Raw genomic sequence first — 16,835 nt, 5'->3', positions numbered from 1 at the left:
CCTTTGCCTGGCGCGCCGTCGGCGCCGAGGTCTTGGGTGTCGCAGACGTGCCGGGTCCGCCCGTCGCCGCGCGGTCCGGCGCGTGTGTCGCGGAGGCGTGCCCTCGGTGGCGTGAACGGATCGGGCTCCGGGCCGCCGACCGCGTGCCGGCTGCGGCCTCCGGCGCCTCGAAGCGCTGCCCGCCCGCTCCGACAAGGCACGGTTCCTCCCCGCCCGGCCCCGCCCGGCCCAGCCCGGCCGGGCGAGTCCGTCTGCCGGGCCCCTACAGAACGCCTCGCCGGTGTGAGCCGTACTGATCCATGAGCTTGCCCCGTGTCGTCTCCAGCCGGTGGGCGAGGATCTCGGCGACCGTGCGGACCAGGATCATCCCGAGATGCTGTTCCTCCTCGCACAGCCGGAGCACCGCCGCGGCGTCGAACTCGTAGGCACGCACGGGGCTGAAGGCTTCCGCGCCGAAGTCCCACCGGTACGGCGGGAACAGCCAGGACCAGCCGAGCAGATCGCCCGAGCCGAGCCCGGCGACGGTGACCCGTTGCTGGGTGGTCACCTGCTGGGTCAGGGTGACCGCTCCGGAGCGGATCACCCAGAAACGGTCAGCCGTGCCGCCTGCCTCGAAGATGCGGAAGTCCTCGGGGAAGGAGACCTCCTTGGCGAGCGTCATCAGGCTCTGGCGCTGCGGCTGCGGCAGCGCGGTCAGCAGTTTGGTCGCTTTGGTCATGAGGCGGGGCTCCTCGCCGGCGATGGATTCCGGTGTTGTGCCTACGCCCATTTCAGCGGCTGTCGCCGTTCGGGGCACCTCGACGAACGGAGGGATCTGCCCACGGCATGAAAAAGCCCTGGCTGGACGGGGGAGACCAGCCAGGGCAGTCAGAGGTGGTGTCCGGAGGACGGTCTGTCGACCCCGCCACCACGTATGAATGAACCGTAAACCACCCATGGCGATTGTGCGCACTCAAATCCCGGGTGAGTGACCGGTTTCACTCGGCGGACTCGTTTACGACCCTGATCGTCTTCAACTCCGCGTCGCCCAGCACCTCGCGCACCGCGGGGTCGGCCCCGCGGGCCTGTTTGTGGCCCGGTGGTGCGAAGGACAGCCGTCCCCGGCGGTGATAGCCGGCCAGGGCGTCCAGAACCGGTGCTTGGGTGTGATCGACAGCCGTGGGCCCCGGGTGCCCGCCCCGGGCGTCCGTCCATCCGGTACGGATCGGACGGAGCGGGCTCAGCGGCTGCCAGGCCGCAATACCTCGTCCAGCACCCTGGTCACCGCCTCGTAGGCCAGAGTGCGCACGGCGGCGTCCTGGGCGGCCGCCGGATCGGTGGGCCGCATCTCGTCGCCCCGGGCCCGCCAGGACCGCTCCTCCTGGGCAGCGCAGTCCCGGGCGCGCCGGATGCGGCGCAGCAGTTCGTCTGAGTCCACGACATCCGTCATGAGGTTCGCCTACCCAGGGATCGCGATCGAATGGCTGGGCACGCCGTCAGGAACGGGGAGGTTTGGCAGGGAGGGAAGAGGTCAGCCGAGTAAGAGGCCCACGTTGAGCGCACACCGTACAGCAGCGGTCACCGTGCCCATGGGCGGGCCCGCCCGGCTGTTGCTTCACCGACCAGAGAACCAGTCTCCATCGATCAGGAGCTACGTCATGTGCGACGAGCACAGGACCGAAGCCGCCCCCGAAACCTCCGTCGCGGACCGGCACCCACGGACTCGGCCATGCAGGCCGGCCGAGGCGCGCCGGGCAGTGGAACGAGCCGTGTCCGAACGCTGCCGCGCCACGCACACCCCGTTCAAGCCGCAGGCCCTGTCGGATGCGCTGCTCGTCACCTCGGAACTCACCACCAACGCGATCCTGCACGGCGGCGGCATCACCGACTTCCACGTCGTCGTCGAGGGCCGGGGCGTATGCGTCTCGGTCAGCGACCGCAGCGCCGCACTGCCGGTCGCAAAGGACCACACCGACCCGCACGGCAGGTGTCGGCCCGGTGGCCACGGCTGGCCCATCATCTGCCGGCTGGCCCGGGACGTCCGGGTGACCGACCTGCCCTCGGGCGGCAAGCAGATCACCGCCGTGGTGCCTCTGAGCTGATCCGCAGCGCTGTCCAGGACGCCGGAAGTGCAGTGTCCGCAGCGGTGTTTGGACCCCCTACGGCAGGGCAGACGCAATTTCGTGCTTCGGACCGGAGGCGCGCCAGCGGGAGCGGTATCGCTGCTGGGGCCCCTTTTCGGCGGTCCCGCTGCGTCCCTCCCGCGGTCAGTCCCTGAACCCGTTCTTCAGGAGCGAATCCGCATGCTCACCGACACGTCGACCACCCGTTCGACCACCCACGACCGTCCTGCCGGCTCGACCAGGCGGCGCCACGACGACGCCCCTGACACCATGGCCCTGTTCGCCCGGCTCACCGGGCTGCCCGACGGTCCCGAGCGCGATGTTCTGCGCGACGAACTCGTCACCGCCTGGCTGCCCATGGCCCACCGCATCGCGGGCCGGTTCCGCGACCGCGGCGAGTCCCTCGAGGACTTGCGACAGGTCGCCGCACTCGGGCTCGTGAAGGCCATCGACCGTTTCGAACCGGAACGGGGAGCCTTCGAGAGCTACGCCGTGCCCACCATCACCGGAGAGGTCAAGCGACACTTCCGCGACCGCATGTGGGCCCTGAGGGTGCCCCGCCGGGTGCAGGAACTGCGCAACAAGGTGCGGGTGGCCCGGCGCGAGCTCACCCAGAACCCCGGCTCCCCCGAACCGTCGCCCGCCGACCTCGCCGCCCACACCGGGCTGACCGAGGAAGAGGTCACCACCGGCCTGGAGGCCCTCGAAAGCTTCAGCACGCTGTCCCTGGACGCCGAGCTCTCGGCCGGCGACGACGGCTACAGCCTCGCGGACACCCTCGGCGGCCCCGACTCGTCGTACGACACCGTGATCGACCGCGAGTCCGCCAAGGAGGGCCTGCGTCGGCTGCCCGAGCGCGAGCGCGCCATTCTCTACATGCGGTTCTTCGAGGACATGACACAGAGCCGCATCGCCGATCAGCTCGGCATCTCCCAGATGCATGTCTCCCGGCTCATCAGCCGCAGCTGCGCTCGCGTGCGTGACGAGGCGATGGCGGACCGGTCGAGGCGCCACACCGCCGACGGGCAGTCGGCGGCCGGAGCGTACGAGGAGTGAACCAGATGCTGATACCCGACCCCACGTTCCTGCGCCGCCTCGTCGACGAGTACGAGGAACTGCGGGCCGAGCAGGCCACGACGGCGGCCGATCCGAGCCAGCGGGCGAGGGACCTCGCTTACACGCTCTGTGTGTCGACCGGCACCCGGGACGTCCGGGTGGCCCTGGAAACCGCCCACCGTCTGCTCGCGGCCATGCCCGAGCGCGCGCGACTGGGCGACTGACCGCATGCCGCACGAACACCCGTCACCCGGGCATCCGGATTCCAGGAGGTCGACATGAACACGAGCTCCATGGCTCAGACCGGCCGGTCCAACGCCGGCCGCGCGGCACGCGGCTCCGTCACGGAAGGTGCCGCCCGCGCCGGTTTCACCGCCCGCGGTGTGATCTATCTACTGGTCGGCGTGCTGGCGCTGCAGATCGCCTTCGGCGAGGGCGAGCACCAGGCCGACCGCGGAGGCGCTCTCGCCGCGGTCGCCGACAAGCCCTTCGGTTCCGTCATCCTGTGGGCACTGGGCATCGGGCTCGTCGGAATGGCCCTGTGGCGGCTGTCGGAGGTCCTGTTCGGCGCCGTCGGACCTGACGGCCGCAAGGCGGGAAAACGAGCGCTGTCAGCGGTCCGCTGCGTCTTCTACTCGTTCGTCGCCTACTCCGTACTGTCCTTTGCCGTCGGCACCGGCAGCGGTGGATCGAGCGACAAGCAGTCCAAGGACATCACCGCACGGGCCCTCGGGGTGACCGGCGGACAGTGGCTGGTGGGCGCCGCCGGCGTCGGTGTCGCGGCAGCCGGTGTCTGGATCGCCGTGCAGGCGGTGCGCCGGTCCTTCCACGACAAGCTGAAGCTTGCCGAGATGGGCCCGCGGATCAGGAAGCTCGTCGACGTGACGGGGGTGGGCGGCGGAGTGGCGCGCGGCGCGGTGTTCGCCGCGGCGGGTGTTTCTGCCGTCCGCGCCGCAGTCGACTACGAGCCCAAGAAGGTGAAGGGGCTCGACGACACGCTCCGCTCGTTCTCCGACACCCCGCTGGGGCCGTGGCTGCTCGTCTGTGTCGCCGCGGGGTTCGTGTTGTTCGGGGTGTTCTCGTTCGCGATGGCACGCTGGCGGCGGGTCTGACCGGCCGGACGCGGGGAACCCGAAGGGCATGAACCAACCCGAGCTTCCGCCCGACGGTAGGCCCGTGGACGTCTACCTGGACCTGCTACGCATCCGCATGGCCTCGAAGGACTACGAGCTGCTGCTCAGCGTGGTCCGTCCGGTCCTGCAGGCGATCGACGAACATCAACTGCCCGCCCTGGACTTCGCCCTGGAGGACGCCCAGGAGGACGGGCTGCCCCAGGAGATCCGAGACGAGGCCGCCCTGGTCATCGCCACCGCTGTCACCGGCCGCCTGGACAACAAGGTGGTCGAGCTGCACGTCGACGACACCGGCCCCGTCCGGGTGGTCACCGACGCGGACACCGCGGCCGATCCGGAGCGCCTCGGCGAGATCGCCGACTACATCCGTGAGCGCCGGCAGACCGACGAGGAACTGCGCGGCATCGCAGAGGTCAGCAACCTGCCCACGGATCTCTGAGCGCCGTGCCCTATCGTTTCGGCGCTGCGACCGGCACGTTCAGCGGCCGGGCCAGACCCACCAGGGTCTCGTCCAGCCGCTGGACGTGCCGCAGCACGCGGTCGGTGACCCGGCCGTAGCGCGCGATGCCGGGGACGTCGGTGTCCAGGAGGGACGCGATGCTCGGCCCGGTCTCGACCTCGGCGGTGGAGCGCTCGTCGGCGACATGCGCCGCGATCGCCCTGATGTTGTCCCCGATGCGCCGGCCGGCCCGGCGCAGCCGGGGATCCGCCGCGATCGAGGGATGCGTGGGCAGCAGCTCGGCCGTGGCCGCCAGCGAGCGCGCGTGGTACGCGCAGGTCTCCAGCAGCGCCACGACATAGCGTGCCGTGTCGCGCCGGGCCCGCAGCGGCGTGATCGGGTGCGTGAGCGGCTTGGTGGCCGCCCGCAGGTCGGCCAGCGACTGGTCCAGGTCGCGCGCCTGGTCGAGCAGGTCGACGGGGGAACCGCCGCTGAGCTGGTCCACAGCGGCCTCGGTGACCTCGTCGAGCCGCTCCAGGACGGTGACGAGCAGTTCGTTCGTACGGCGGTCCGTGCGCACCGGCAGGACGAACGCCGCCGCGATCACCCCGCAGGCCGCGCCGAGCGCGGTCTCCTCGACGCGCAGCAACAGCACCGAGAGGCTGTAGGTGTGCAGCAGGGTGTAGAGCAGGCCCAGTGCGGCGGTGACGAAGAACGACATGAGTGTGTAGGACAGCGGCGCGGTGTAGAACATCGCGAACACCAGCACCAGCACCAGGGCGAACGCCGTCCAGGTGTGCTGCCCCACCGCCCCCGCCAGCACGATCCCGGCCAGCACGCCGAGGACGGTGCCCACCAGCCGGCGGTAGCCCTTGACCAGGATCTCGCCCGTGGACGCGGTGTTGATGAAGACGATCCAGCAGGTCAGCACCGCCCAGTACCAGCGCTGGCTGGACAGGAACTCGCCGCCGACGATGGCGAGCGAGGACCCCACGGCGACCTGCACCGCGGCCCGGGTCGTGGGCCGCCTGAGCCCGCTGAGCTCCTCCTGCGCCTCGGCTTCCTCCTCACCGGCGTCGATGACGGCGTCCTCGGCGTCCAGTTCCTCGCGTGAGCGGGCCGTCGCGGGGGAGTCGTCCGACTCGTCCTGCGGCCCGTCCAGGGCGATCCTGAGGCCCAGCACCGCACGGGCGGCCTCGCCGATGCCCCGCAGGACGTCCTGGACCGCGGGCGGCGCGGGCGGCAGGTTCTCCTCCTCGCGGTAGCCGAGGAGCCGGTTGCGGACCTGCGACACGGCGGTACCGGTCCGGGCGGCGACGGGGCGCAGTACCAGCAGCCGTAGCGCCTCGAGATCGCGGCGCACCATGCCCATCGCCTCGTCCCGGCCGGGCATCCGACCCGCCCGCGGTGCGGGCGCACCCGGCAGGTGCAGCGTCAGCGTGTCCGCCCGCTCGGCGCTGCGGGCCGTCAGGAGCAGCAGGCCGAGCCGCTCGGCGGCGATCTCGGCGTCCGCGATCCGCCGCTGCACGAGCCGCGCGGTGCCCGCGTCGGAGGTGCCCTCCTCCAGCCGTCCCTGGATCATCAGCGCCGTCTCGTGCAGCCGCGCTGTCCCCTCGCGTACGTCCGACAGCGCCTCGTCGATCTCCCCGGGCCCGGCGTCCAGCAGCTGCAGCTGGGCGGACACCAGTTGGGCCAGCCGGGCCCGGAAGGCCTCTCGCAGGCGTTCGAGGAGGCCCGCGGGAGTCTCCGGTACGAGCAGGAAGCGGGCAGCCGCACTGCACGAGAAGGCGACGCCGAGGACGCCGTACAGCTCGGGCAGGCCGGAGACGGTGGCGCCGACGAACAGGGACACGAAGTAGACCTGGAAGCCGATCAGGCCGAGCGCGGTGCCCCGGTCGCCGAAGCGGCGCCCGTAGACGGCACAGAAGATCAGCACGACGAAGAAGAGGTCACCCGCCAGGACACGGGAGCTCAGCAGGGCGCCGAGCGACATGGAGGCCAGCGCCACCGGGAGGCCCAGGGCGAGCGTCACGGCCTGCGGGCGGCGCTGCTTCTCGCGGATGGCGAAGGTCGCGACCATCGCCGCGATCGCGCCCGCCACCAGATGCGGGACGCTCATCCCCAGCAGAGCGAGCACGACGAGTGTGAGCGCGATCGCGCCCACCGTGCGCAGGCCGGCGGCCAGCCGCAGCAGCCCGGGGTCGGACGCCGCGACCCGATCGCGCAGCCTTGCTGTGTTCACTCCGCCGTACTCACTCCCGTGTCACGTCATGATCCGTTTCCAGCATGGCACGGCGGAGTGACATCACTTCCCTCCGGTCTCCGCGAGCGTGTGGGCGACCAGGGCATTGGCGCGGATGAGGTCCTGCCACTCGGGGATCGGGCGGCCGTACTTCTTCTCGATCGAGGGGAAGTAGCTCGCGGGGCCCTTCACGGTCTCGGCCATGGTGGTGTCCTTTCGCAGGGGCGCTGTGCCGTCCCTCCTGTGACCGTCGACCGGCCGGAAACCGATCGACGATCCTCAGTGGCGTGCGTCACCTCTACTGGTCCAGCTGCTTCGTCCCCTCGACCTGTGCCTTGACCTGTTCCGGCGTCAGATACGCGTCCGTGTACTCGAAGTCCTTCAACTTGGCGGGCTTGCGGGCCTGGAAACCGGTCCGGACGAAGTCGTCCCCCGCGATCGCGTTGAGCAGCCAGTTGGTCATCACGCGCGTCTTGGCGACGTTGGTGCGTAGCGCCGACCAGTGGTAGCCGCGGGCGACGGCCTGAGCGGGCACGCCGCGCAGTTCGATGCCCAGCGGCTTGGACACGGCGTCCTTGCCGCCCAGGTCGACCACGAGACCGAGGTCCTTGTGGACGTACGGCGCGAGCGTGCCGCCCCGCAGCGTGGCGATGACGTTGTCGGCCACGTGCCTGCCCTGCCGCATCGCGTGCTGTGCGGTGGGCGGGCAGATCGCGTCCTGCTGCTCCTTGGCCTTGTCGGGCACCGCGGCGGCGTCGCCGAGCGCGAAGACCCCGTCGTGGCCCGGGAGGTTCATCTCGGCGGCGACCGCGAGCCGGCCCCGGACCGTCTCCGCGCCGAGCGTGGCGATGAGCGGGCTCGCCACCACTCCGGCGGTCCAGATCAGCGTGCGGGTGGGAACGACCCGCCCGTCGGTGAAGGTGACCTCCTCCGGCCCCGCCTTCGCGATGGAGACGCCCAGCGAGATGTCGATACCGCGCTTGCGCAGAACCTCCTGGGCGCTGCTGCCCAGCTTGTCGCCGAGTTCGGGCATCAGCTTCGGGGCGATGTCGATCAGGTGCCACTTGATGAGCGCCGGGTCGAGACGCGGATAGCGCTTGACGGCGGCGTGGGTGAGCTTCTGCAGACAGGCCGCGGTCTCGGTACCGGCGTAACCGCCGCCGACGACCACGAACTGGAGCCGTGAGGCGCGCTCCGCCTCGTCCTGGCTGGCGTCGGCGAGGTCCAGCTGGGAGATGACGTGGTCGCGGACGTAGGCGGCTTCCGCGAGGCTCTTCATGCCGAACGCGTGGTCGGTGAGGCCGGGGATGTCGAAGGTACGGGTGACGCTGCCGGGAGCCAGCACGATGTAGTCGTACGGCTCGTTGACGATCTCGTCGGTGATGGTGCGGATCACGCACACCTTGGACTTGACGTCCACGCCGATCGCGCCGCCCGGAATGATCCGGGTGCGGTACTTCTTGCTGCGGCGCAGGGAAACGGCGATCGACTGCGGCGTCAGCACGCCGGAGGCGACCTGGGGCAGCAACGGGAGGTAGAGCTGGTAGGCGAACGGCGTCACCAGGGTGACGTCGGCTTCGTCCGGGGAGAGCTTCCGCTCCAGTCGGCGAACGCACTCGACACCGGCGAAGCCGGCGCCAACCACCAGGATCCTGGGTCGTGTCACGGTTTTCATCCCTTTCTGCGGCTCCAGGCGGTCTGCCTCGAACGTCCTTCGTCTGCCCGCGGGGGCGTGACGAAACGCGTCGAGGACCACCATGCCCGCCCTGGCCTGAAAGTGCACCGGGAGAAAGGTGAAGGAGGTGCACGGACCGGACGTCAGGACACCGCATGTCAGGGGGCCGTTGCCGAATGCGCGTGCGACAGAAGGGTAATTGGTGCTGTGGGCCCGGACGCAGCGGACCGCCGGGACCCGCACAGCGCTCGAACAGGAAAGGAGCAGCGTGACCACCGACAGAATCTGGTCGTACGCGCAGGACAGCGGATACGTCGAGGGACAGGACCTGGAGGGCTTCAGCGTCGTCGCGAGCGACGGCACGATCGGACGGGTGGGCCGGCAGGCCGCTCCGCACGGGATGGGCCACCTCGTCGTCGACACGGGTGTGTGGGTCTTCGGCAGGAGCGTTCTGGTACCGGTGGGCGTGGTCATCGGCATCGACACCGAAGGCCGGCGGGTCACGCTGGCCTGCACCGGATCCGAGGTGAAGGCGGCACCCCGCTTCGGGACCGACAGCGAGACCAGGGACCGCGAGTACCTCTCGGCGGTCGGTGCCTACTATCTGCGGCTCGCGGCCACGGCCTGACCGGCCCCGGGGCAGGTCACCACGGAAGAAAGACGTGCACGTCCTTGCCGCGCTCGTCCGTCACCACGCTGACCTGGTCGCACAGCGCGTGGATCAGGTGCCAGCCGATGCCCCCGCCACCGGTGCGGGGATCGAAGGAGCGGGGTGCGGGCGGCGTCGTGCTGGTGTCGCGCACGGTCACATGCACGCCGTCGAAGGTCCGGCGCATGCGCAGGGCGAAGGGGCCGGGGGCGTACTGGACGGCGTTGGCGGCGAGTTCGGTGACGACCAGCAGGATGTCGTCCCAGTGCTCGGGGCTCGAAGGAGGCACGCTCTCGCCCAGGTTGTACAGGAATTCCTCGGCAGCGAGCCGCGCACCCGTCACACCTTGCGGTTCGCCCGCGAAACGGGTGGTGCGGCTCGGAATCGCCTCGGAAGTCAGTGTCTCGTCCCTACGCGGCTCGGTTGCCCGGCCGCTCTCGCGGCCCGGCGTCAAACACGGCTGTCTGTCTCGTTCTCTCTGTGTCGCCACTGAGCCGTGTTCCCGATGGCGCGCCGCCCAATCGTCCTGACCTCACCGAACGTGGCCCGCGCGCGACCGGTCACCTGAACACGTCGTCCGAGTCGTCCCAGCTCAGCAGGTCGTCCGCCGGGTAGCGCCGCGCGCCGGCCGAGCGTGCCTGGTACATCGCGTCGATCTCCAACGCGTACCGGCGCACGATCTCGTCCCGACGCAGCTTCATCGACGGCGTCAGCAGACCGTTGGCCAGGTCGAAGGGCTCCGACAGCACCCGGAACACCCGGATCGACTCCGAGCGCGAGACCATGCTGTTGGCGGCGGCCACGGCCCGCCCGATCTCCTCCCGCAGCGCGTTCTCCTCCCTGGCCTCCCGGGCCGAGAGGTCCTGTTGCGCCACCAGCACCCGGCGCCAGTGGGCCAGATACACCGGGTCCAGGGTGAGCAGGGCGCCCACACACGGCCGGTTGTCGCCCACCACCACCGCCTGGTGGATGAGCGGATGCATCCTCAGCCGGTGCTCCAGGGCGGACGGCGCCACGCTCTTGCCGCTGGTGGTGACAAGGATGTCCTTCTTGCGGCCGGTGATCGTCAGATAGCCGTCGGCGTCCAGCTGCCCGAGGTCCCCGGTGGCCAGCCAGCCGCCGTACAGCGAGGCCCGGGTGGCGGCCTCGTCGTTGACGTAGCCCTGGAAGACCGACGGCCCGCGCACCAGGATCTCCCCGTCGTCCGCCACCCGCAGGTCCACACCCGGCAGGGGCCGGCCGACGGTGCCGGACTTCTCCCGGCCCAGCGGCTGCATGGTGATCCCGCCGCTGGTCTCCGTGAGGCCGTATCCGTCGTGCACATAGAGTCCGATGCCCTCGTAGAACAGGGAGAGTTCACGGTTGAGGGTCGAGCCGCCCGACGTGGCACGGCGGGCCCGGCCGCCCATCGCTGCTCGCAGTCTGCGGTACACCGTCCGCTCGTACAGGGCGTGCTGGAGGCGCAGGTCGAGACCAGGACCGGGGCCCTCGCCCAGGCGCTGCCGCTCGCAGGCCAGGGCGAAGTTGCGTGCCGTGTCGGCGGCCCGCTCGAACAGGGCGCCGCGGCCCGCCTGTTGGGCGGTGCGCAGGAAGTTCTTGTAGATCTTCTCGAAGAGCGAGGGGACGGCGTAGAAGTACGTGGGGCGGAAGGACTGCAGGGACGCCGCCAGTGTCTCCTCGCTGAGGTCGGGCTCGTGGGCCATGAGCACACCGCCCCGGATGCACACGCCCTGGATCATGAGGCCGTACACATGGGAGAAGGGCAGGAAGGCGAGGACGGACGGCTGTTGTCCCGGCGACGAAGCGGTGTGGCCCCAGCCCTCCAGGAGAGTGTCGCAGGGGCTCGCGAGGCCGCGGTGACTGAGCGCGCAGCCCAACGGGCGTCCCGTGGTGCCGGAGGTGTAGGCGACGACCGCGGTGGAGTCCGGCAGCACGATGCGGCGCAGCGACTCGACCGTGGCGAGAGGGATCGTCTCGCCCAGCTCCGTCAGGTCCTCCAGCGCGGCCGCGTCCAGCTGCCAGACGTGCCGCAGCCGGGGCAGCGAGGCGCAGACCGAGCCGACCGTCATCACGGCCTGTTCGTCCTCCACCACCACGGCCACACAGCCGGCGTCCCGCAGGATCCACTCGACCTGCTCGCGCGACGACGTCGGATAGATCGGCACGACCTCGGCGCCGAGCGCCCACAGCGCGTAGCTGAGGACCGTCCACTCGTAACGGGTGCGCGCCATGATCGCCACGCGGTGGCCGGGGGAGATCCCGGAGGCCACCATCCCCTTGGCGAGGTCCAGGACCTCGTCCCGCAGTTCCACGGCCGTGACCTCCTGCCAGCCGGCCGAGGAGCCCTCGGGACGGCGGGCGAGCACCGGCAACGTGGGATCGAGCTCCGCCCGCTCGAAGACGCTGTCCGCCAGACCACCACTGAAGCGCGAGAGGGTCCGGGGAGCGAGGGCGAAGTCGCGCATGCGCTGCTCCTGACGTGTACGGGCTGTGACGGTGCCGATGAGCTCGGTCATCGGCGGTGCTCGAATCTAGTGCAGGTCGGACCGGACGGTAACCTGATTACGGAAGTAGGCGGTCAACGGTGATCCTGCTGTGATCGGGGGACTCGGAACGCATGAGTCGTGCGACCCCCGATCCCGAACCCGAGCGCACCAGTGGCCGAAGGCCCAAGCACGTCCGTCCAGTACGAGGGCCTCCGGCCGGCACCCACCGGACGCCGCTCCTCAACGGGCAGACGGTGCCGGTCGCGGCACTACGTCTGGGTCAGGCGCACGCACTCGGTGACCACGTCGCGCAGACTCCCGGTGCGCTCCAGCAACTCCCGCTGTACCCGGGCGCCGTTGCCGTACCGCAGCAGTCGGTCGCAGGCCTCGTGGGCCATGTCCAGGTCGCCGCTCTCGGTGAGGGCGTCCCCGATGTACTCGAGCAGGGCCCGGACCACCGTCTCCGCGGGCATGCGGTGCATCGTCGCGGGGTGCAGCAGCTCCTCCGACAGGCCGGAGCGGGCGGCCCGCCAGGCCGCCAGCCGCAGCAGGCTCACGCTGTGCGTCACCGGCTCCCGCTCCGCCTGCCACTCGCGGGCGGCGGTCTCCACCAGGCCTCGGGCGAGGGTCGCCAGAAGCACGGGGGTGTCCGCGTGCAGACAGACGTCCGAGACCCGGATCTCCACCGTCGGGTAGGTCCGTGACAGCCGGGCATCGAAATAGATCATCCCCTCGTCGAGGATGACGCCGGTCGCCACCATGCTCGCGACCCGTCGGTGATAGCGCTCCGCGGAGCGGAAGGGTTCGGTAGGGCCGGCCGAGGGCCAGCGCTGCCACACTCGGCTGCGGTAACTGCTGTAGCCGGTGTCCGTGCCCTGCCAGAACGGCGAGTTGGCGCTCAGCGCGGCCAGCACGGTCAGCCACGGCTGGATCCGGTCGACGACGGCGACGGCCTCTTCGTCGGATTCGACGGACACATGGACGTGACAGCCCATGACGAGCTGCTCCTGGGTGGCGATGCCGTATTGCTCCGCCATCCACTGGTAGCGGCGCCCGACGCCGACGGAGGGGCTGACGGGCAATGGCGAGGAGGCCAGGGCGGCGACGGCGCAGCCGCTCTCGCCGGCCAGCCGGGCGGCCTCCTTGCGGCAGCGCACGATCTCCGCGCGGAGTTCGTCCATGCCCGACTGCGGGTGGGTGGCGAACTCCAGCATCTGGTTGTGCAGTTCCTCCTCGAAGACGTCCTGGTCCGGCTCGCGCTGCGCGGCCCGCGCGAGTACGGCCGCGGACAGCGCCTGCGGTTCGCCGGTCTCCGGGTCGACCAGGAGGAGTTCCTCCTCCACTCCGACGGTGCGCACGTGATGCAGCCTTTCTGTGGCCCTCGGCGACAACGAGGATGCTCGGTCGAGATCGAGGGTGCTCGATCGTGTACGACCCCGACTGCCCCGTACGGACCGGTCGGACACCTCGAAGTCGCCGGGCGGCCTCAGCCGGGCACCGGGACCAGCCACACCGTCGCGAGGGGCGGCAGGGTGAGCCGCAGTTCTCCGTTCTCCGCCTTGACCGGGTCACGTCGTGAGAGGTCGCCGCCGCCGTACTGCGCGCGGTCGGTGTTGAGGGACTCCTGCCAGAGGGGAAAGCCGTCGGGAACCGTGAGGCGGTAGTCGTCGCGGACCACGGGGGAGAGGTGGGAGACCGCCAGCAGGGGGTTGCCCGCCGCGTCGAACCTCAGGAAGGCGAAGACGTTGTCCTCGGCCGCGTCGCCCACGATCCACTGGAACCCGGCGGGGTCCGTGTCGCGCTGCCACAGCGCCGGGGTGTGGCGGTAGACGACGTTCAGGTCGCGGACCAGGTCGCGGACGCCGCGGTGGTCGGCCTCTGCCCCGTAGGCGGGGTCGAGGAGCCACCAGTCCGGTCCGTGGGCTTCGGACCACTCCGCTCCCTGGGCGAACTCCTGTCCCATGAAGAGGAGTTGCTTGCCTGGGTGGGCCCACATGAAGGCCAGATACGCGCGATGGTTGGCCCGCTGCTGCCACCAGTCGCCCGGCATCTTGGACACCAGGGCCTGCTTGCCGTGGACGACCTCGTCGTGGGAGATGGGCAGGATGTAGTTCTCGCTGTACGCGTAGACCATCGAGAACGTCATCTCGTGGTGGTGGTACTTGCGGTGCACCGGCTCATGGCTGATGTAGCCGAGGGAGTCGTGCATCCAGCCCATGTTCCACTTCAGGCCGAAACCCAGGCCCCCGCTGTCCGTCGGCCGGGTCACACCCTCCCAGGCCGTGGACTCCTCGGCGATCGTGACGACACCCGGCGCCCGGCGGTACACGGTGGCGTTCATCTCCTGGAGGAAGGCCACCGCGTCGAGGTCCTCCCGGCCGCCGAACACGTTCGGGGACCACTGGCCGGAGTCGCGCGAGTAGTCGAGGTAGAGCATGGAGGCGACGGCGTCGACCCGCAGCCCGTCCACATGGAACTCCTGGCACCAGTACACGGCGTTGGCGACCAGGAAGTTGCGCACCTCGACGCGTCCGAGATCGAATTCGTACGTTCCCCAGTCCGGGTGCTCGGCACGCCGCTGGTCTCCCGGCTCGTACAGCGGTTCCCCGTCGAAGCGGGCCAGCGCCCAGTCGTCCTTGGGGAAGTGAGCGGGCACCCAGTCCATGATCACGCCGATGCCTGCCTGGTGGAGGGCGTCGACCAGGTACTTGAAGTCGTCCTGGGTGCCGAGGCGGGCCGTGGGTGCGTAGAAGCCGGTGACCTGGTAGCCCCAGGAGCCGCCGAAGGGGTGCTCGGCGACCGGCATCAGCTCGACGTGGGTGAAGCCCAGGTCCTTGACATACGCGGGCAGCTCCTCGGCGAGCTGACGATACGTCAGGCCCTTGCGCCAGGAGGGCAGATGGATCTCGTAGACGGAGAACGGGGCCTCGTGCACGGGGACTTCGCCACGCCGTGCCATCCACTCCCGGTCGCCCCATTCGTAGTGGGAGGTGGTCACCACCGACGCGGTCGCGGGCGGTACCTCGGTGCCGCGTGCCATCGGGTCGGACTTCAGGAACCGGTCGCCGCAGCGCGAGGTAATCTCGAACTTGTAGCGCGCGCCCTCGCCGATGCCCGGCAGGAACAGTTCCCACACCCCGGACGAACCGAGCGAGCGCATCGGGAAGGCCTGGCCGTCCCAGAAGGTGAACTCCCCGGCGACCCGGACCCCTTGGGCGTTCGGCGCCCACACCGTGAACCGGGTGCCGGTCACCCCCTCGTGGGTCATCGGCTCGGCGCCGAGCGCCTTCCACAACTGCTCGTGGCGTCCCTCGTGGATGAGATGGAGGTCGCCCTCGCCGAGTGCGGGCAGGAAGCGGTACGGGTCGTGCACCTCCTGCTCCCCGTCCGGGTACGACACCAGCAGCGTGTAGGCGGGGATCGCGTCGAGGGGGAGCAGCCCGGAGAAGAGGCCGTCGCCCTCCGAGGCCAGCCGTCTGCGCTCGCCGTCGACGACGACGCTCACCGCGCGGGCGAACGGGCGCAGTGCCCGGAAGGCGATCCCGCCCGTGACCGGGTGGGCGCCGAGCAGCGCGTGCGGGTCGTGATGGGCACCGGCCAGCAGCCGGGACCGCTCGGCGGGGTCGAGCGGAGGGGCCGTGTCGCACCGGGCGGGTCCGGACGGCTCGGGCAGCGAAGTGTCGCGCAGGGCCACGGGTCAGTCTCCTCTCACGGCAAGGCGTTCGATCGCCGCCATCGGCACGGGCAGCCAGTCGGGGCGGTGCCGTGCCTCGTACAGGACCTCGTAGACGGCCCGGTCGGTCTCGTAGGCGCGCAGCAGACCGTGCTTCTTGCGCGGATCCCAGCCTGCGAGGGCGGCGTAGCCCCCGCAGAAGGCCTCACGGCAGCGGCGCGCCCACTCCGGGCGCCAGGGCCGGCGCTGCCGGGCCGCGTAGTCGAAGGAGCGCAGCATGCCGGCGATGTCCCGAACCGGGGACTGGGCGGTCCGGCGTTCGGCGAGCGGGCGGGAGGGTTCGCCCTCGAAGTCGATGACGAACCACTCGCGGCCCGCCCGCAGCACCTGCCCCAGATGGAGATCGCCGTGCACGCGCTGCTCGGGCGGGCCGGCATCGCAGGTGGCCAGGGCGCCGAACGCGTTCCGCAGTCCGGGCACGAACGGTCGCAGTGCCGGCACGCTGTGCGCGGCGGAGTCCAGGCGGTCGGCCATCGCGGCCGCCGTGCGGCCGTTGTCGCCGTGGGTGCCGCAGGGGAAGGCGGCGGCCAGCGAGAGGTGGACCTCGGCCATCGCCCGCCCCAGTTCGTGCGCCTGCACGGTGAAGTCGTCACCGGAGGCCAGCGCGTGCAGGGCCAGCGCCCAGCCGTCGGACGCGTCCCGCAGATACGGCTGCAGGACACCGAGCGTCGCCTCCTGCGGATGCGTGGTCCGCCACCAGGCCACGGGCGCGGGCACCCGGCGGCAGCCCTGCCCGGCCAGCGCGACCGGCACCTCCAGATCGGGATTGACTCCGGGCTGGATGCGGCGAAACACCTTCAGGATGAACCCGTCGCCGTACACCAGCGAGGAGTTCGACTGCTCGGCGTCCAGCAGCCGCGGCGGCAGCCCGGCGGGCACCGGCACCGACGGGTCGCACTCGAAGCGCAGGGGGCCGGCCGTGCCCGGCTGCCTCAGCCGCTCCAGCAGCAGCTGCGCCGAGCGCGGGTCGTGCAGGGCGTCGTAGACCGTGAGGCCGGCCAGTGGGCCCTGTTCCGCGCGGCCGATGAGAGCGCGCCCGAGACGCGGCGAGAGGTGCTTGCGTACACCGAGGAGCAGTTGGTAGCAGTCGCCGTCCGGGGCGCTGCCGCCGGGATCGGTGTGGACCAGCAGATGCAGACACCCCGGGAACAACTCGGTCATCGACAGCAGACCGAGTTCGCTCACGGGCCGGTCCTTGCCCGCGAACCAGCGCTGCCGCGGCAGCCACTGGCGCAGCAGTCCGCCGAGCGAGGCCATGAGATCGGTCCCGAGCGCGGGTCTGGGGCTGAGGGATACGGTCTTCGGCATGGTGACGCGTCC

General features: G+C 70.8%; 16 protein-coding genes and 1 pseudogene. 6 read left to right on the top strand and 11 right to left on the bottom strand.

Features of this window, described 5'->3' with window-relative positions; genetic code table 11:
- Positions 1 to 262: 262 nt before the first annotated feature.
- The 3 genes and pseudogenes from OHT57_RS03705 to OHT57_RS03695 all read right to left on the bottom strand — a co-directional run bounded on the left by OHT57_RS03705 (position 263) and on the right by OHT57_RS03695 (position 1,429).
- Entirely contained in the window at positions 263 to 718 is a 456-nt protein-coding gene (locus OHT57_RS03705; protein WP_328744442.1) for a cyclic nucleotide-binding domain-containing protein, read from the bottom strand.
- A 301-nt stretch (positions 719 to 1,019) separates the two neighbouring features.
- A pseudogene (locus tag OHT57_RS03700) lies at positions 1,020 to 1,205 on the bottom strand (hypothetical protein); the annotation flags it as partial.
- A 14-nt stretch (positions 1,206 to 1,219) separates the two neighbouring features.
- On the bottom strand, positions 1,220 to 1,429 hold the full coding sequence (locus OHT57_RS03695; protein ID WP_328744441.1) for a hypothetical protein: 210 nt from the start codon (positions 1,427 to 1,429) through the stop codon (positions 1,220 to 1,222).
- A 208-nt stretch (positions 1,430 to 1,637) separates the two neighbouring features.
- Here OHT57_RS03695 and OHT57_RS03690 point away from each other — a divergent pair, with 208 nt between their 5' ends.
- The 5 genes from OHT57_RS03690 (at position 1,638) to OHT57_RS03670 (ending at position 4,730) form a co-directional block, all read left to right on the top strand.
- The gene (locus OHT57_RS03690; RefSeq protein ID WP_328744440.1) at positions 1,638 to 2,081 is read left to right on the top strand and encodes an ATP-binding protein; all 444 of its coding nucleotides are present in this window, start codon (positions 1,638 to 1,640) and stop codon (positions 2,079 to 2,081) included.
- Between the two features lie 201 nt (positions 2,082 to 2,282).
- Entirely contained in the window at positions 2,283 to 3,158 is an 876-nt protein-coding gene (locus OHT57_RS03685) for a SigB/SigF/SigG family RNA polymerase sigma factor (protein WP_328744439.1), read from the top strand.
- Positions 3,159 to 3,163: 5 nt separating this feature from the next.
- Positions 3,164 to 3,382 (top strand): DUF5133 domain-containing protein, encoded by a 219-nt coding sequence (locus OHT57_RS03680; protein ID WP_328744438.1) that lies wholly within the window; start codon positions 3,164 to 3,166, stop codon positions 3,380 to 3,382.
- Between the two features lie 54 nt (positions 3,383 to 3,436).
- A complete protein-coding gene (locus OHT57_RS03675; protein ID WP_328744437.1) occupies positions 3,437 to 4,270 on the top strand; it encodes a DUF1206 domain-containing protein in 834 nt (277 codons plus the stop codon).
- 28 nt (positions 4,271 to 4,298) lie between these two features.
- Positions 4,299 to 4,730, top strand: a complete 432-nt coding sequence (locus OHT57_RS03670) for a hypothetical protein (protein ID WP_328744436.1) — start codon at positions 4,299 to 4,301, stop codon at positions 4,728 to 4,730.
- Between the two features lie 10 nt (positions 4,731 to 4,740).
- On the opposite strand, the gene OHT57_RS03665 is transcribed toward OHT57_RS03670, so the two are convergent.
- The 3 genes from OHT57_RS03665 to OHT57_RS03655 all read right to left on the bottom strand — a co-directional run bounded on the left by OHT57_RS03665 (position 4,741) and on the right by OHT57_RS03655 (position 8,647).
- A complete protein-coding gene (locus OHT57_RS03665) occupies positions 4,741 to 6,972 on the bottom strand; it encodes an FUSC family protein (RefSeq protein ID WP_328744434.1) in 2,232 nt (743 codons plus the stop codon).
- A 63-nt stretch (positions 6,973 to 7,035) separates the two neighbouring features.
- Positions 7,036 to 7,176: a DUF4287 domain-containing protein gene (locus OHT57_RS03660; protein ID WP_328744433.1), complete on the bottom strand. Its 141-nt coding sequence runs from the start codon at positions 7,174 to 7,176 to the stop codon at positions 7,036 to 7,038.
- Between the two features lie 94 nt (positions 7,177 to 7,270).
- The gene (locus tag OHT57_RS03655; RefSeq protein WP_328744431.1) at positions 7,271 to 8,647 is read right to left on the bottom strand and encodes an NAD(P)/FAD-dependent oxidoreductase; all 1,377 of its coding nucleotides are present in this window, start codon (positions 8,645 to 8,647) and stop codon (positions 7,271 to 7,273) included.
- A 268-nt stretch (positions 8,648 to 8,915) separates the two neighbouring features.
- On the opposite strand from OHT57_RS03655, the gene OHT57_RS03650 reads away from it, so the two are divergent.
- Positions 8,916 to 9,275, top strand: a complete 360-nt coding sequence (locus OHT57_RS03650; RefSeq protein ID WP_328744430.1) for a PRC-barrel domain containing protein — start codon at positions 8,916 to 8,918, stop codon at positions 9,273 to 9,275.
- Positions 9,276 to 9,291: 16 nt separating this feature from the next.
- Here the strand turns inward: OHT57_RS03650 and OHT57_RS03645 are convergent, their stop codons facing one another.
- From OHT57_RS03645 to OHT57_RS03625, 5 genes are all read right to left on the bottom strand, one after another.
- Entirely contained in the window at positions 9,292 to 9,750 is a 459-nt protein-coding gene (locus tag OHT57_RS03645; protein ID WP_328744429.1) for an ATP-binding protein, read from the bottom strand.
- Between the two features lie 106 nt (positions 9,751 to 9,856).
- Positions 9,857 to 11,761, bottom strand: coding sequence for an AMP-dependent synthetase/ligase (locus tag OHT57_RS03640; RefSeq protein WP_328753110.1), 1,905 nt, complete (start codon positions 11,759 to 11,761; stop codon positions 9,857 to 9,859).
- A gap of 290 nt (positions 11,762 to 12,051) precedes the next feature.
- Positions 12,052 to 13,140, bottom strand: a complete 1,089-nt coding sequence (locus OHT57_RS03635; RefSeq protein WP_328744428.1) for a glutamate--cysteine ligase 2 — start codon at positions 13,138 to 13,140, stop codon at positions 12,052 to 12,054.
- Between the two features lie 128 nt (positions 13,141 to 13,268).
- Complete coding sequence (glgB, locus tag OHT57_RS03630) at positions 13,269 to 15,476, bottom strand: 1,4-alpha-glucan branching enzyme (protein WP_328744427.1); 2,208 nt, start codon at positions 15,474 to 15,476, stop codon at positions 13,269 to 13,271.
- Positions 15,477 to 15,479: 3 nt separating this feature from the next.
- Complete coding sequence (locus tag OHT57_RS03625; protein ID WP_328744426.1) at positions 15,480 to 16,823, bottom strand: maltokinase N-terminal cap-like domain-containing protein; 1,344 nt, start codon at positions 16,821 to 16,823, stop codon at positions 15,480 to 15,482.
- Between the last annotated feature and the right edge of the window lie 12 nt (positions 16,824 to 16,835).

The sequence above is a fragment of the Streptomyces sp. NBC_00285 genome (genome assembly GCF_036174265.1).
Lineage (GTDB): Bacteria > Actinomycetota > Actinomycetes > Streptomycetales > Streptomycetaceae > Streptomyces.
Note: the sequence above shows the minus strand (reverse complement) of the source record. Positions and strands in the feature narration are given on the sequence as shown.

Coding starts and splice junctions, on each gene's coding strand:
- OHT57_RS03685 (WP_328744439.1), top strand. CDS start 2,283: ATGCTCACCGACACGTCGACCACCCGTTCGACCACCCACGACCGTCCT.
- OHT57_RS03695 (WP_328744441.1), bottom strand. CDS start 1,429: ATGACGGATGTCGTGGACTCAGACGAACTGCTGCGCCGCATCCGGCGC.
- OHT57_RS03625 (WP_328744426.1), bottom strand. CDS start 16,823: ATGCCGAAGACCGTATCCCTCAGCCCCAGACCCGCGCTCGGGACCGAT.
- OHT57_RS03660 (WP_328744433.1), bottom strand. CDS start 7,176: ATGGCCGAGACCGTGAAGGGCCCCGCGAGCTACTTCCCCTCGATCGAG.
- OHT57_RS03640 (WP_328753110.1), bottom strand. CDS start 11,761: ATGCGCGACTTCGCCCTCGCTCCCCGGACCCTCTCGCGCTTCAGTGGT.
- OHT57_RS03670 (WP_328744436.1), top strand. CDS start 4,299: ATGAACCAACCCGAGCTTCCGCCCGACGGTAGGCCCGTGGACGTCTAC.
- OHT57_RS03675 (WP_328744437.1), top strand. CDS start 3,437: ATGAACACGAGCTCCATGGCTCAGACCGGCCGGTCCAACGCCGGCCGC.
- OHT57_RS03655 (WP_328744431.1), bottom strand. CDS start 8,647: ATGAAAACCGTGACACGACCCAGGATCCTGGTGGTTGGCGCCGGCTTC.
- OHT57_RS03680 (WP_328744438.1), top strand. CDS start 3,164: ATGCTGATACCCGACCCCACGTTCCTGCGCCGCCTCGTCGACGAGTAC.
- OHT57_RS03705 (WP_328744442.1), bottom strand. CDS start 718: ATGACCAAAGCGACCAAACTGCTGACCGCGCTGCCGCAGCCGCAGCGC.
- OHT57_RS03690 (WP_328744440.1), top strand. CDS start 1,638: ATGTGCGACGAGCACAGGACCGAAGCCGCCCCCGAAACCTCCGTCGCG.